The following is a 14,790-nucleotide window of genomic DNA, read 5'->3' as shown; positions in this document are numbered from 1 at the left end:
TGTGCTATTATACTAAAATATATTTAAATAATAGAGGGTTTTTAAAGTATTATGATATGGGAATAAATGAGATATTTATTTTTAAAGTTTATTTCCATCATAAATAAAATGAAAGCCAAATTTTGTCCGTGTTTCTCCTTTAAGGTCTTTAGGGTCAGATAGGTAATTCAGTGATAAAACGAGGGGTTTTTCGGTATAGAATGATGCGCCGGAAAGATCCTGATTATCGCCTAATACAAATCCATAATAGAATGACCAGCTATTTCCTGCCGAGAGATCATATAAATTCATTGCTTTCCATGATAAGTTCAGCCCTACTTTTTTTCTTGCTTTAATATGCAATATCTCATCGGTAATAATACCATTTTTGTTTTTCTTAACTTTGACATAATAATCTGTCCATGCATTAGCTGATTCCAGTACTGCATATTCAGGTCCTATTTTATTATCATCGGTTAAGAAAACCAGTTTTCCTTTATTATCTACAGGTTGATACAGAAATTCTGAGACAACCGTGTATTTATCATTCTCTTTATTAAGGTCAATATCTACCCGTACTACCCTTTTAGTATAAGGCACATACAATAGCTGATTGGATTTTATGACTTCTTCGTGCCATTTATCTTCAGATTCACCAACCACCTCAATACGCTGCTGTTCGGTGGCAATTCGCATACTGCCAATACCTGTTGCGGCAGAAGGCAAACGTCCCAGGGTTAAGGTCTCTAATATATGGTATGCCTCATCCCCTAAAGGCGCGTCATTGTTTTGCCAGCGTTTATAGGTGCTGGCAAAATCTTCAAAATGTTCCTCTGAAAGCCAATGAATAATCATCGAAATATGAGCGGGGAATTCAGCTAGAATCTCCGTTTTCACCCAAGATTCCAATTTGTAAGGATCAACACGTTCATTCTCAATGAGTTGGCGGTCAATTACGACACTCACTATAAATGAAAAGCGATCAGCCGAAGCATATTCTTCGCTGGAGAAATACCAGCGATAACGCCAGGCTTCTGCTTCTAATGGGAAGATATTCAGTGAGTCGTTGTTGCGTCTAATTAATATTTTACCCTTAATGCGATCAAATTTAATGACGCGCGCTTTGAGTTCATATTCGGATCGAGGTGCAGTACGAACGGCTCGAGCTGATATTTTCTGGGATGGTCCAGAAGGTGTAATGACATATTTCAGGGTGATTTCGTCATTGACTTTGATCATTGCAGGGAAAGGGCTTTGAGCGCTGGAGGTAATCCAACGTTCATCTTCGTCAGCATTTTGATACGTCTCATTGGCATAAACCAGTTGATAATCCATATCTTCCAGCCACACCGGACTATTTTGCCAACGCAGCTTATCCTCATCAAATGCCTGTTGTATTCTGTGCAGATTGTGCTCCAGATCCGTGCTGTTTCGAATGCCAAGAGAGAATGTATCTCCTGTCACCTCGGTGATCATTTGGCCCCGTAACGGAAATTCTCGGTCATCTTCAATGATAATCAGGTTAATTACTTGGCCTTGCAATAACCGACCCGCTGAATTTTTCTGTGTGATCTTTAATTGATCATCTTCAATTTCCAGAGAATCGGGCTTTTGCTCTTTATCGAATGTTGTGTCGGGTTTTACCGGCAATAACTGGCGATGTTCAATCAAATAGAAAGGCAATTCAGCCAGATCGGGCGTTTCACTGAAACATTCTCCGCCCAGCCCTAGTCGGGCAGCAATCCGTTTTTGCAGTGCCGATACTTTATCAATACGAATATTATTACGTTGATAGGTGAGTTCAGGCTGTTGAGCCAGATAGCCGCGTTGGGTAGATAAAAAATCCTGTGGATCGAGTGTCAGGGGTCTGGCTGCCCGTTGAGTACCAAAATAGCCCAACAGATAATTTAGAATTGTCAGCTCTTTTGCATAGTTTGTATAATCTTGTTGTTGAATATCATCAATATAGATTTGTGAATCATGAGTTAGCCTGGTCATTAAATCAGGCATGATATTTTGATGAACGTTATGGCTGACGGTATTATCTTTAAAAGGCCATTGCACACCGTATACTACTTCTCCCCGTTGTTTAAAGGCCAATAGTTTCGGCAACAGAGCGAGTTCGGCGCAGCCGTTAGCCAGCATTTGTTCAAAAGGCAGCATAAATTGGTGCAACTGTATTTGCTGTTGGGTACTGGCGTAAGCTTGCAATCCATAGCAGGTGGGTAATTTATTGCTCACCGGGTAGTAATCCCGGATTTTACGATATTTACCCCAACCTAATAATTCAGGTTGTGTATCAATCAGGGGATTTGCAATTATTTTTTCTTCTATCTGTTGTTTAGAAACAATAACTTTAACCCCACCTTTGGCAGTAATGGTGAGCGGACTGGTTGGTGAGGTGATCAATTTTAGTGGATCGCTGCCCCAGAGTTTGGGGTAATATCCCTGAGCGATTTCCCAGGACCAATTATCGCCCGGTATTTGAGTAATGGTTTTATTGTGATTAGCTAATGCCAGCTGGGTAATACTTTGTATCCCTGGGATAGCTAATAATCGGTTAACCAGATGGCTTAAATTTAATACGGTAGCGCCGGTGTAATCTTTAGCCTGAGGTAATTCCGGTATCCAGCCGTGATGTAAATAAGGGCCGGAAAATATCTCTTCATTACTGTAACCCTGATCTTTCATGACCTGAGTGGTATAACGTACAGGCCTGGCGAGTACCATTTGTTCCGCTGTCATATAAACTTTGGCGAAGATGTCGGCAATATCTTTGACATCATCATTCAGTTCAATATCAATCTGTAAAGAGAGATCGGTGGGTTGCAACCAGATAATATGACTGATGGATTCTCCCAGATTACGGTTGTCTTTCAGAAAAGCCTCTAGCTTTTCCTGAGCTAACTTATTATTAGCTTGAGTTTCCCTGCTGGGAAGTAAATAAAGCCAGTAGTTTCCTCTCAGGGTTAATTCGCCATCTGAGCCTAAATCGTTAAAGGTATATTCACGTTTCTTTTTGTTATACCAATACTTATAGCGTTGATTGTCAGGTTCACGAACGAGTTGTACATCGTTAAAGAAAAAATAATCTTCACTGGTTTCACTCACGGTGTCGCTGCTATGTAAATCCAGCAAAGCCCGACGATAATCTGCCGCAGTGATGGGGCCACAAGTCAATATTTGTTGTGGACCGAACTCTTTAGGGAAAATACCGTCACCGGGCGTCTGTTCTTCTTTTTTAGGCGTAAGCAGATCTTTGAGTGGTAATGAGTGGCGGTAAGCCAGATCGGAGGCGCCATAACAATAAGCTTCTAATAAGGTGATACCGGGATCATTTTCACTGGTATTGCTCCAGTGTTGGCCGGATTGCTGCTCAATAACCGTTTTGGCCTGAGTGAGTAAAGCATCAAAGGTAATATCGTCTTTGACGATGGGAAACAGGGCATCCTGATTATTCATTGTTAACTCCTTGGCTTGAGGAACTCTTCTCTGACCAGACTAAAATTAGCACTTCATCATCGGCGGCCTCGATACTGTTACCTACGGTAGGTGTGGATGGGGCATCTTTACTTGCACTGATATTGTTCACCGGCGGGATAACTTTTTCCAAAGTTAAATCCACGACCCGTTCAACCAGAGGGGATTGTTGGATGGTGGCTAATAACGAGTAATAATCAATGTGATTACCTGTCGTTACGCCGATAGCGCTATTTTCTCCCCACGGCATATATTTTCGGCTAAGTTCTTGCTGTAGCTGATGATGACCATAGGCGGGGTTAATACCTGAGATAAATGCCACTTGGTAATTGACATTGACGTTAATGTATTTTGGATTATTGATCTTAATCGTTGTCCAGGGGCTGCTTAATTGGCTTACCCACTTGACCATTTCTGCCAGCCGGGCCGGGTTCAATTCTGGACGCAGTACATCATCGTTATCTTTGTAGCGACTGTCGGGGATCACAATCAGTTGCTGTTCTTCCGGTGCCGGGATTTTAGTTAACTCACTGGCAGAAGGGTATTTGACATCAAATAGGCTGACAAACTGCTCTTTTAGTAAGGTGACAATGTTTCCCCAGCTCAATACCCGGTTACGGTGAGATAACCGGGCCGGGATCCGCGTCAGGAAAGTTTGTGCTGTTTCTTTTGGGTGACCATCCCAAGATACCCAGGGTTGAGTCACACCACTGATGGCAACGGATGTGTTGACCGGCTGTTTAATGCTTTCTGCGGCTAATCCGTTGATAAAGTGATCCTGCTCAATGGTTTCTGCGTTGACTAACTTGGCGGTGGTAGCGTTATACAGTATGCCTTTAATCCGTGGGTAATCTTGGGCTTCAACCTTATTGGTTATCTCTGCTTTCAGCCAATACCGTCCTGTCGGCATTTGGGCGGCTTGATTTGATGCATCCTTTGGCAATAAGGTACGCCAGATCCCCCGGTCAAGCAGGTTACCGGTTTGGTCGTGGACCAGTTGATTGATTGGCTGCCAGATATTTTTCTGATTTAGATAAGACCAAGATAAATTGAGGGCTTTAACGCCTTCTGACTGCCAGTATAAAGATAAAGTTTGTCCCGGTAATACATGGGTAAAGCCTAAGTAGAATGTGTCATGGGTTAATGACGATATATCTGCTTCGCCCCAATTCAGGTGGTCAGATTGAACTTCGAGATCATGGGATGTTTCGCTAAAAAGTTGAATACCGTTTTTGGGGAATTCAATGTTATCTGAGTCGCTTAATAGTATTGCTGATTTCCAGACATTGCCAACTTTCCGATGCCAACGCAGATCGGTTAACTTTCCCTGATTCGCCAGTAAATCCGTATCAGATGCATATTGTAACGGATGACCTGCGTTGTCTTGCCCCGCATCAAACAGCGTTCCCTGGGTTATCAGAAATTCTGGGTTTTCCGTGTTCAGCGTAATTTCGATAGCAACTTTATCTGCTTGAGCTTTTTTGGGTTCCAATCCCAATAATTCCCGGTAATAAAGATCACGGTGCCGTGCCGGGAAGGTATTTAATAGTCGGTTGGTTGTTTCTAATAGCGTTAAAAAAGCCAAGACAAAAGCTTGATGTGCCGGTAAATATCCATCTGCTTGATTCATGTTTTGGTAAATATCCGCTAATTGTTGAGGATGATTTTCCTGAATAAAATAGAAATTGTCCCAGAACTGATTTTTATCTTGATCGAAAGGAATGTTTTCAGCGTAAGCTTTAAGCCAGTTTAAAATATCCAGTGTACTTCTTTCATCAAGTTTAAACGCAGTATCCGGCACAATAGCAGAGAGTTTATGATCTAACTCGGCTTGTCCCATATTTATACCACCTGTTATTCGAATATTCCTGATAGATTTTCAGGAGAGCGTTGTTATTTAACAATAAGATTAAAGGGAATTATTTATCCGGCATTGACAACATATTGACTGGCAATAAAACGGCCTTTGCCCATACTTGGCGTTGTGACATCCGGTCCGCTTGATGGATTATTCGCCGGTTGTGATGGGGTAAAACGGGCGATAAATTGCTGGCCGACCACAATGACTGTGGCAGGGCTGCGGCAAAAGTTTGCCTGCTGGCTGGCATCCAATTGAGCAATGGTGACCATTCCCATGCCGGGTACCGGGTGGCTGGGAGTAATATATTGCGCCTGGAGTTGGACCTTTTTTTCATCGCCGACAATCGCGATTTTTTTGCCCTGAATGTGGGCGTGTCCGCTGCCTCGGATGGTTGCCGGCCCCAGAATGGTGACCTGCCGGTTGCCGAATAACGGTTCGAACAGCAAATTGTCGCCATCAACCACCAGTTGTTTGCTCATAGGTTCACCCGTAACTGGCCCTCGCTAACTTCAAGGACACCTTCAAGTTGCTGGCTGATTTCGCTGCCTCTCAGGGCGTAAGTGACCTGAATATGCAGGGTATTGGGTAAGTCCGTTCTCTGGTTCACGTGAATCTCGGTAATATTTGCGCGCGGTTCATAGCGCAGTACCCGCTCTTCAATCCGGGTTTGAATCTCTGCCATCAATTCGTCACTGATATTGGCAAACAGATAATCATTCAGGCCGCAGCCGTAATTTTCACGCATAATTCGTTCGCCGGGTTCAGTCAGAAAAAGGATTTTCATATTCTGGCGAACATTCTCTGCGCCTTCCGCTATGGTGACGCCGGTGGGTATTTCAGGGTGAGAATCATCTTTTATCGAAAACTGTGGCGGAAATGCCCAGCCCCGGCCATAAATATCGGCTAATATTTTGTCTGTCATGGTACTGCCTTATTATTGTGTTAAGTTGATTTTCGCACCTTTAATATCGACCCCGGATTTTCCAGTGGCTGACAGGGATTTTTCGGCCTGTAGGTTAATTTCCTGGGCATTAATGATGAGATTCTTGCTGGAATTAAGCGTGATATCTTTATCCTGTTGCAGCGATAACGTATTTTTTCCACTATTGAGTGCGAGCGTTTTATCTTTATTGTCGAAGATTAATTCCTGCTGGTTATCTCCTTGTTTGATGACTAAGGCTTTCGTTTGATTTTTTTCACTGGGTTCTATTGGGGCTTTATTTTTCGGGTTGTGCATGGAGCCTAATATCACCGGGAAACGGGGGTCGCATTCAAAGAAGCCGATAATCACCTCATCCCCCGGTTCAGGATAAAAGCAGAATCCGCTGTCATGGCTGGCATAAGGTTTACCTAAGCGGGCAAAAAGCACACCGTTGGTTAAGCTTAAGGCGGGGATCCTAACGGGAATACGCCCCAGTGACGGGTTATCTTTTTGGTATTTTTCCACGATACCGACATGCAGCTCTTTAACCTGCGGTACAACCTGCTCGGTTTCCGGCAGCAAGCCCAGTGTTAGCCGGGTGCGCCAGCCTTGCCGCTGATCGATTGTCTGACTCACACCGCTGATAATCGCCTGACCATCCATCCCCTGACCAAAGCCGTTTAACGCCAGGATATGGCCCGGTTGATAACGATCATTGCCTTCGACTTCGAAACTGCCGGAGACGTTATGATTTCGCCGGTTATCCAGGATGCCCTGAGCAAGGTGTTTGGCTTGCTCGTTATCCAGCGGATAGCTGAGAACCCATTGCCATTCTTGACCTGTCAGTGGTTGCAAATTGTCTGTGGCAAGCTGATTGCGGCCAAGCCCGCTGCTTTTTGCCTGATTTACCTGAGATAATTTTTGTTGGGTGATATCCCAGGACTGCACACTCACCGTTTTCGGGCTGCGCTGGTTATCCCATTGCAGATTTGCCTCAAATAGCACCACATCCTGAACGTTGGCTCGCAGGTGGATCGTATGGACGGTTGACTGATTCAGCGATGCAGGTGTGACCAGCGTCACGGTATCATTGCCGGGCAGCAGCCAGGTATGGGTGGTGATAAGCCGGCTTTTGAGAAACGTCCAGTCACTACAGCGGAACTGCACCATTTGCTCATGCACCGTTTTAAGCTGAGGCGCTGATTTTATCGTGACAGGTATACCGGCTTGGCTGAATAGCTTTCTAATAATCGCTTCATCACTTTGTTTACTGAATAGTTGCGAGTGGAAGCTGTGAGTCAATTTTTGCAACGGATGTCTGGCGGTCAGGGTAATAATGCTGTCCTGACCTTTAAGCCCAAGCGTTTGCCGAACGATGATCCCCTGAAACAGCACCGTTTTTTGCATCTGTACGATCAGTTCATGATTTGGCCGACAGCTTGTGAGTTCAGCTTGAGTTTTGGCGTCAAAAATATGGCTGGCATCGCCGGCGATACCTAGCGTGATGCTAGCAGAAGGAATGCTATTGATAGCGTGGTTGATTGTCAGATTGATAACGGTAAATTGATTGAGCGTTTTGCCACCTATTTTGAGGGTTATCGCAGGTATCTTCATGCATCCCCCTTGGCTTGCAGCGTTTGTCCGGGGGTGAAATCGTCAAGATTATCCAGTCCGTTTTGCCAGGCCAGAGAGAGATAATCAATACCGCCCGCCAGAGAAGCGCCGGCACCCAGGGCAATCAACGGCAGAGAGAGCATATCGGTTACGCTGACCGCGGTAACCGGTGGTGATTTTAATTGCTGCTCGGTGGCCTGAATAACAAAGCTTTCGTCCGCCACCAGCGATAAGGTGGCGCTGGCCCGCAGTGGGGTGGCATCCCGGTCAAATAGAGTGTAATCAATGCTGAGGCCGCTGGCCCGGCCGGCGAAATAGCCTTTATTTTCCCAGCGCATTTTGCCCCATTTGATTTTCAGAAAGTGGGGCACTTTAGTACTGGCATCCACCGCACACAGGGCTTTCAACGTCGCCAGTTGTTTTTCTACCGGGGTGTTGTTGCCGGGCATCGTGGCATCAAACAGCAGGATTAACGACAGGCCTGCGGGTTGGGATAACACATAACGGCTGCTCTGGCTGGCACTGTTAACGCTTTCATCCTGGTGATAGCGAGTTTGATAATCAAGCTGGATGGCATCGGGGTTGTACATCGCCTGTAAACTGCCCACAGCGGTTTTCCCTTCCCGGTCTTTGAAGGCGGTAAGGGTAAGTCGGGATAGGCTGCGTTCAATTAAACTCATGATGGCCTCCTGTTTCACGCAATGCGTCCAGCACTTCCCGTTTCACCATTTCAATCAGACGGGCGTTATCCAGCGTTTCCTGCGCTAGTGTCCGTGGCGAGACCGGATTATTCGTTGAATCGGTGACTTTGGCCTGAATAATTAGTTCCTTAATTTCGACAGTCATACTTTCACTCCTAACCAGCGCATATCCTGATAACGTAATTCTAGCGAGTTCACCAAAACGGTATTGCTATTGGCATCAAAGTCGCCGGTGGACCAGCGCACCGGCAGGGCGTTGCTTAACGTCCAGCTTGCCACGGGGATTGAATTTTCATTCAGCAGCATAATGACGACATCGGCATAAACTGCTTTTTCACCGCGCAGGACGCGATCAAACACCAAAGTGAGCGGTGTGACTGTCATGACGCCGCGCTCCAGCACCAGACTGCCGTGCTGGATCTTCTCAGCCAGCCAGGTATTTCTGGCGTTTTCCCCGCCTTGACTGTGTTGGGTGGTTTGCAGTTCACGGCTAAGGCCCGATATGCGCTGGAAGGCGATATCAAGTGGACTGGGGATATTATTAAAGAGAAAACTGGCGATAAAACGGTGTGACACCGACGGGGTGTATAAATTGTTCATATTTTGCCCCTGCTTAATTTAACGGGTGATCCCGGAGCGGGTATCAAATGTCAGGCTCAACTCAATAAATTCCGCTGGAATTAACACGGATAGCCTGATTTTCATGATCATTTTCCCGGCTCGCAGATCGGCTTCGCTCATTGATTCATCAATGCCCAGTAGTACTTCAAATGCTTGATCTTCCTGGGTGCCTCTCAGTCCACCTTTTAACCATAACTGACGCAGCCAGTTATAAGCTTGACCTTTAAACTTCATCCAGGTGATGGCGTTATTCGGTTCAAAAACAAAGGCGCGGCCCAGTTGGGTCATATGGGCTTCGATATAGGAAACCAGACGGCGGGTTTGAATATAGCGCCAGGGCGAGCCGGGTGTGTTGTCCAGGGTGCGGCATCCCCAGATTTTAATCCCTTTGCCGGGGAAGCTTCGGATCAGATTCAGTGAAGTGCCGTCTCGATTAAAGAGGGCATCGGCTTCAATATAAGCGCGTACCGGGCTGATCACTTTAGCTAATGCCACGTTAGCGGGTGCATTCCAGACGGCCATTTGGTTATCGTTATGCTGGATGACGGCGGCAACTGCCACAGTAGGCGAAAGCACGATATTTTTTTGATCGCTTCCTTGATAGGCACTGTTTAGCCTTGGCCAGTATACGGCACCCCACTGTCGATCACTTGAGGAAAATTGTGCTAAGCATTTATCAGCCAGTGCCGGCTCATCCGGGGCATCCAGCAAACCCATCATGCCGCGCCGGCTCTTACAAAGATCGAGTACCGATTGCCAGGATTGTAGCCAGAATTGAATTTTGTCGTGTTGAACGATGTCTGAATCGGGATCATCCATTTGGTTAAGGTAGACAAGATCAGGGACGACGATCAGCGTGATGGCACTCTCTGCGGTAATCGCTTGTTTAACCCAATCCTGTTGCAATGTGGTGGTCAACGATTGAAAATCGTTCAGTGGTTTATCTGTTCCCAGTGACAATACATAGGCTTGCTGGCCGCCGTTTTCAAAGAAGTGACGCACTGAATAGTATATTAATCCTGACTCATCAAATGACAGGGTAAAATCGGCCAGACTGGTGAGCTTGACGGTTGTTTTATCGCTGATACGGCTATTTTTGGCGGGTTGGGTATAACCAATAAAAACCGGGACACCGATAAATGCATTATCCTGTTTCTGGGATATCAGGCTCTCCGTTATTGTGACGCCAGGCTGTTTTATGTCCATTATCGTCTCCTCAACGACTGAATAGACGCGGTATTCAACCGCGTCTCAGTACGGTTACTGTGCTACATTTTGCGAAAACTGAAGGATAATAAATTCAGCCGGGCGTACCGCCGCCATACCCACTTTGACGATCATTTTCCCTTGTTTAATGTCGTTGCCGGACATGGTGATATTCTCACCAATCTGGACAAAATAGGCTTCTTGCGGGTTATTACCGGCCAACGCGCCTTGTTGCCAGAGTTGATGGAGATAGTTGTCAATCGCTGACCGAACTCGTTCCCAAGTAGGCTGGCTATTGGGTTCAAAGACAGCAAATCGCATTGCCTGCTTGATATCCCGTTCTGCGCTATTAAATAAACGCCGAACCGGAATGTAGCGCCAGTTGTCATCGTCTTGCAGGGTACGTGTCCCCCAGACGACAAAACCTTTGTTGGTGAAATAGCGGATAGCATTGATACCTTTTTGGTTCATGGTACCTTGTTCATCTTCAGTGAGCCGTTCGGCTACATCACTAATTCCGCTGAGAACAACATTAGCCGGTGCTTTCCAGACGCCACGGCTGGCATCAGTGGTGCAATACACGCCCGCCATGACAGCACTGGCAGGAATGATGTTGCTTATGTTCTGTATTGCATCAACAGCCTGTTGATAGACACTTAGATTTTTATCTTTGAGTTGCGCCAGATTTTTAACTTCGTTTGATGCTGCATCCTCGTAACCTGAAACTGCGATCAAACTATCTGCCGCTTGAATAAGTTGTGAGACTTTAACTGCTGGATAATAAGTTGCGGTTTGTGATTGCACGTTAACGCTGATGGCGGTTGCTTTATCCTGATTGTCAGCGATAAGAAAATATCCGGCATTTAATAAAGAGGTCAGGTTGCCATATATCGTACTCTGATAAGAAGGATCCTGTTCAGGGCAGACGATTAAGGTAATGTCTAAAGCCTGCTTAATTAACTCAGGGATTAATGCCAACGTGTTGGTATCGCTGGTATCAGCAATTGGCAGGATATAACAAGGACCGCCGCCATTTTGGAAATAAAGTTTTAACGCATTACTACTTGTTGTGTAGGTACCGATAGTCACCTCGTAGGTGTAACCGGGTTCTTTATCTTCCGTATGGGGAGCGGCCTTTGCCGCGGCAACAACTTCTGTTTCTGTACCTGTATCGTTTTCGGCCCCTTTATTGTCTTCGACTGAGACATCGCCGTCGATGGTTTTCGGTTTTTCAGGAGGAATCGGTGCGGTTGATTTAATCGCTATTGACGTAACACAACCCACATTAAACAGGTGAGTGAAATCCAGCCAGCTATTAACGCGTGTCACTTGTGGGGGGGTGCTGGTTTTTTTAGGCGAGAAACGGCCAATAAATACGGGTATTGCCGTGTTCCCATGACTGACAGAAAGCGCCAGTGAGGCATCTTCTTCAATATAGACGCCAGGATAAGTTGGTGTTGTTGGCATATTGCCTCCCATTATTGAGCGATGTTCTGAGTGAACTGCAAGATAATAAACTCGGCTGGGCGAACAGCGGCCAGACCCACTTTGATGATCATTTTGCCCTGCTTGATATCGTCATCGGTCATGGTGACGCTTTTACCGATTTGAACAAAGTAAGCCTGTTCGGCTTTGTTGCCCATCAAGCCGCCTTGCTGCCAGAGGCCATAGAGATAGTTATCGATAGCCCGTTGCACGGCTTTCCAGGTGGGTTGGCTGTTTGGCTCAAACACCGCGAAGTTCATGGCGTTTTTAATATCCCGCTCTGCGCTGTTAAACAGACGGCGAACCGGGATATAACGCCAGTTATCTGTGTCTTCAAGGGTTTTGGCTCCCCAAACCAGCGTGCCGCTTTTAGGAAAGGTACGGATCATATTCAGCGCCTTGCCTTGGTTATATTGTGCTTGCAGGTCATCGGTTACCGGGTATTTAGGTTGCAATCCGCCTTGAATCGCCACATTAGCCGGTGCTTGCCAGACTCCCCGGCTGTTATCGACACGGGCATAAATACCGGCCATCACGGCGCTGGGTGGAATATCAACGAGGGCTTTCTTTTCTCCCCATTCAGCGGTCAGGTAAGGGTAATAAACTGCGCCATAAGGAGTAGGAGAATAAGATTTGAGGAGATCGTCTGGTTTTTGATCCGAAGTTATTTGAACTTTTGGACCATCAAAAATGGCGAATAAGCCTTTGCCTGGTTTACACAGTTTTCCCGTCACCTCATTGATATCTTCTCCGGCGGCAACCAGCAATGTGACATCATCGAGTTTTGGCACTTGTTTTTCTAAATCTGTGGTTTTAACGAGATAGCAATACCCACCGCCGTTAATAAAATAGGCGCGTAGAGCAATATCAAGCGTATTAGCCGGATCAAATTGTCTGCCTGCGAGTGTCAGATATTCTAACCAGCTATTAATACGGGTAGGTGCATCATCTGATACAAATGAATTTTTGTTTTTATCATCATCGACGGCAACAGCAAAAACAGGCACTGCTGTTGCACCGGAGCGGACAGAGAATGATGGTGAGGCATCTTCTTCAATATAAACGCCGGGATATGAATATGTTGGCATGTTGCCTCCAATTATTGTGCAATATTCTGAGTAAACAGCTTTATAAAGTCAGTCTTAAGACGCTTGAATGGTTACTCGATCGGCTGTCAGGCTAATTTCCTGAACGGCAACTTCATTGCTGGTGGCATCAAAAGCAGGGGAGATTAAAGAGGTTGGGAAAGCATTTGCTACATTCCAGGTCATTAAAATTTCAGTACCGGCTTCGTTAGTCAGGCTGATTGAAATATCTTTTTTCTCAACCTGATTAAGCTGGATGGAATTAAGCCAGTCAAACAGTTTCGTATCACCGGAGAAGACACCTTTACGCAGGGTAATATTGATCGCCTGACGTTGACCCGGCATCTTATAGTAATTACCGGTGCCGTCCTTATATTCGATGACATCATAATTAATATCGAGCCCTGAAACGCTGTTAAAAGGGATTTTTTCATCACCGATTGAAACAACAAACCGGTAAACAGGGATCGGATAGTCAACAGCGATTTGTTCTGGAGTTGTAGCCATAATTTTTTCCTTGATTAGTTATTTACGTTTGAAAGATAAACAGAGCGCTATCGCCTTGTTTTTACTGGTACTGAGCTATGGGTATAGCTACCGCAGCAACCTTACTTATGGAGGTTATTATTTATTCTGAAAAAATTTATTTCGCGATTATTTAGTTCGCATTTAATAAAGAGGCATGATTATAAGTAATGAATCTTTTGAGGGAATATTAATTAATAGTGAGTGATAATCATTAATTGGTATGGATGAGGTTACTCATTTTAGATATTGGCGCGGTTTTATTTGGTTTTAGGGGTAGGAAAATTATGAATGGAGAATTATTTTCTGTTTCATCGATTAATTTATGATCAAAAAATCGATAGGTAAGTATGATTATACAAATCGCTATAGGAGAAAATAATCTTGGTGGTATAAGAGGAAAAGATAGTCTTATTGCAGTGCTAATAAAATGGATTTTTTACGGTAGTAATAAATAGATAAAATGAAATCATGTTTGAAGTTAGATTGTTTATTTAGGGAGACAGATAATACGTCTATTATAGTTTGAAATTTGAAATCAAGGATTATAACTTTTTTTTATAAACCGTGATTTTGTTTCTGCAAACAACTCACCTAATCGCGTTCTCCATGCTCTTAAGGTGTCATTTTGCTCCCTATAAATAAGAACAAAAATGCCGATCTTGAATATCGGCATTTTGCTGTATAAAGAGAAGATTAATTTAATGCTTTAACGCTTCAATTTTATCCCGGCTCAGTCCGGTACTGGTGACAATAATATCCAGGCTGACGCCATGCCGTAATAAGGCTTGAGCCGTTTCCACTTTACCTTTCTCTCGGCCTTGCTCAATACCTCGCTCAAGCCCTTGCTCAATACCTTCCTCTCTACCTTCTGTTCGGCCTTGCTCAATACCTCGCTCAAGCCCTTTTTGTTCAAGTTGTTCTGCAATAGTCATCAACATCGTTTCATGCTCCGGAGATTGTTCAATCAGTTGATGGACAAATTGGGAGAGATCCAGCGTATGTCCATTCAGTAAAATATAGCGTAATACCACATTGCGCTGCTCGGCTGTATTATACCCTGCATTCAAGAGTTCCACCAATTGGGGGACCCACTCCAGCATATCCCGACAGCGGATGTGTTTTTGCACCAACTCCATCAGGGCAACGCCTTTATGTGTCAGGATTTCTTCATCGCTGAGCACACTGACGTCCACCAACGGAAACGCCTGGCGGTATAAGTGAGCAGCCTGTTCAGGAAGCGTAAAACAATCCAGCCACCGGTTTGAGTAAGGATAAGGACGAACCTCGCCATGATAAAACAGCAGAGGC

Annotated in this window: 13 protein-coding genes; all 13 read right to left on the bottom strand. The window is 45.1% G+C overall.

What is annotated here, in order from left to right:
• Window positions 1-81: 81 nt before the first annotated feature.
• Entirely contained in the window at window positions 82-3,441 is a 3,360-nt protein-coding gene (locus ACGF63_RS17345; RefSeq protein WP_387632313.1) for a hypothetical protein, read from the bottom strand.
• Window positions 3,434-5,299 (bottom strand): hypothetical protein, encoded by a 1,866-nt coding sequence (locus tag ACGF63_RS17340; RefSeq protein WP_387632311.1) that lies wholly within the window; start codon window positions 5,297-5,299, stop codon window positions 3,434-3,436. Before ACGF63_RS17340 ends, ACGF63_RS17345 begins: the two co-directional genes overlap by 8 nt.
• An 83-nt stretch (window positions 5,300-5,382) precedes the next feature.
• Window positions 5,383-5,799 carry a hypothetical protein gene (locus ACGF63_RS17335; protein WP_036848661.1) on the bottom strand — a complete coding sequence of 139 codons (417 nt, stop codon included), beginning with the start codon at window positions 5,797-5,799 and terminating at the stop codon, window positions 5,383-5,385.
• On the bottom strand, window positions 5,796-6,242 hold the full coding sequence (locus ACGF63_RS17330; RefSeq protein WP_036848665.1) for a GPW/gp25 family protein: 447 nt from the start codon (window positions 6,240-6,242) through the stop codon (window positions 5,796-5,798). Before ACGF63_RS17330 ends, ACGF63_RS17335 begins: the two co-directional genes overlap by 4 nt.
• A gap of 12 nt (window positions 6,243-6,254) precedes the next feature.
• Window positions 6,255-7,856, bottom strand: a complete 1,602-nt coding sequence (locus ACGF63_RS17325; protein WP_152962884.1) for a phage baseplate assembly protein V — start codon at window positions 7,854-7,856, stop codon at window positions 6,255-6,257.
• Window positions 7,853-8,536, bottom strand: a complete 684-nt coding sequence (locus ACGF63_RS17320) for a hypothetical protein (protein WP_036848671.1) — start codon at window positions 8,534-8,536, stop codon at window positions 7,853-7,855. Before ACGF63_RS17320 ends, ACGF63_RS17325 begins: the two co-directional genes overlap by 4 nt.
• A complete protein-coding gene (locus ACGF63_RS17315) occupies window positions 8,523-8,702 on the bottom strand; it encodes a DUF5908 family protein (RefSeq protein ID WP_152962885.1) in 180 nt (59 codons plus the stop codon). Before ACGF63_RS17315 ends, ACGF63_RS17320 begins: the two co-directional genes overlap by 14 nt.
• The gene (locus ACGF63_RS17310; RefSeq protein WP_036848676.1) at window positions 8,699-9,157 is read right to left on the bottom strand and encodes a phage tail protein; all 459 of its coding nucleotides are present in this window, start codon (window positions 9,155-9,157) and stop codon (window positions 8,699-8,701) included. Before ACGF63_RS17310 ends, ACGF63_RS17315 begins: the two co-directional genes overlap by 4 nt.
• Before the next feature lie 18 nt (window positions 9,158-9,175).
• Window positions 9,176-10,384, bottom strand: a complete 1,209-nt coding sequence (locus ACGF63_RS17305) for a phage tail sheath C-terminal domain-containing protein (RefSeq protein WP_387632304.1) — start codon at window positions 10,382-10,384, stop codon at window positions 9,176-9,178.
• Between the two features lie 54 nt (window positions 10,385-10,438).
• Complete coding sequence (locus tag ACGF63_RS17300; protein WP_387632301.1) at window positions 10,439-11,851, bottom strand: phage tail sheath family protein; 1,413 nt, start codon at window positions 11,849-11,851, stop codon at window positions 10,439-10,441.
• An 11-nt stretch (window positions 11,852-11,862) separates the two neighbouring features.
• Window positions 11,863-12,957, bottom strand: a complete 1,095-nt coding sequence (locus tag ACGF63_RS17295; protein WP_152962888.1) for a phage tail sheath C-terminal domain-containing protein — start codon at window positions 12,955-12,957, stop codon at window positions 11,863-11,865.
• A 54-nt stretch (window positions 12,958-13,011) separates the two neighbouring features.
• The gene (locus ACGF63_RS17290) at window positions 13,012-13,461 is read right to left on the bottom strand and encodes a phage tail protein (RefSeq protein WP_387632297.1); all 450 of its coding nucleotides are present in this window, start codon (window positions 13,459-13,461) and stop codon (window positions 13,012-13,014) included.
• 719 nt (window positions 13,462-14,180) lie between these two features.
• Window positions 14,181-14,790, bottom strand: a 610-nt coding sequence (locus ACGF63_RS17285) for an Rpn family recombination-promoting nuclease/putative transposase (protein ID WP_387632294.1), incomplete at its 5' end; no start/stop codon positions are given.

This window comes from Photorhabdus sp. RM322S (genome assembly GCF_042879395.1).
GTDB classification, from domain to species: domain Bacteria; phylum Pseudomonadota; class Gammaproteobacteria; order Enterobacterales; family Enterobacteriaceae; genus Photorhabdus; species Photorhabdus khanii.
Note: the sequence above shows the minus strand (reverse complement) of the source record. Positions and strands in the feature narration are given on the sequence as shown.

Coding starts and splice junctions, on each gene's coding strand:
- ACGF63_RS17345 (WP_387632313.1), bottom strand. CDS start 3,441: ATGAATAATCAGGATGCCCTGTTTCCCATCGTCAAAGACGATATTACC.
- ACGF63_RS17340 (WP_387632311.1), bottom strand. CDS start 5,299: ATGGGACAAGCCGAGTTAGATCATAAACTCTCTGCTATTGTGCCGGAT.
- ACGF63_RS17335 (WP_036848661.1), bottom strand. CDS start 5,799: ATGAGCAAACAACTGGTGGTTGATGGCGACAATTTGCTGTTCGAACCG.
- ACGF63_RS17330 (WP_036848665.1), bottom strand. CDS start 6,242: ATGACAGACAAAATATTAGCCGATATTTATGGCCGGGGCTGGGCATTT.
- ACGF63_RS17325 (WP_152962884.1), bottom strand. CDS start 7,856: ATGAAGATACCTGCGATAACCCTCAAAATAGGTGGCAAAACGCTCAAT.
- ACGF63_RS17320 (WP_036848671.1), bottom strand. CDS start 8,536: ATGAGTTTAATTGAACGCAGCCTATCCCGACTTACCCTTACCGCCTTC.
- ACGF63_RS17315 (WP_152962885.1), bottom strand. CDS start 8,702: ATGACTGTCGAAATTAAGGAACTAATTATTCAGGCCAAAGTCACCGAT.
- ACGF63_RS17310 (WP_036848676.1), bottom strand. CDS start 9,157: ATGAACAATTTATACACCCCGTCGGTGTCACACCGTTTTATCGCCAGT.
- ACGF63_RS17305 (WP_387632304.1), bottom strand. CDS start 10,384: ATGGACATAAAACAGCCTGGCGTCACAATAACGGAGAGCCTGATATCC.
- ACGF63_RS17300 (WP_387632301.1), bottom strand. CDS start 11,851: ATGCCAACAACACCAACTTATCCTGGCGTCTATATTGAAGAAGATGCC.
- ACGF63_RS17295 (WP_152962888.1), bottom strand. CDS start 12,957: ATGCCAACATATTCATATCCCGGCGTTTATATTGAAGAAGATGCCTCA.
- ACGF63_RS17290 (WP_387632297.1), bottom strand. CDS start 13,461: ATGGCTACAACTCCAGAACAAATCGCTGTTGACTATCCGATCCCTGTT.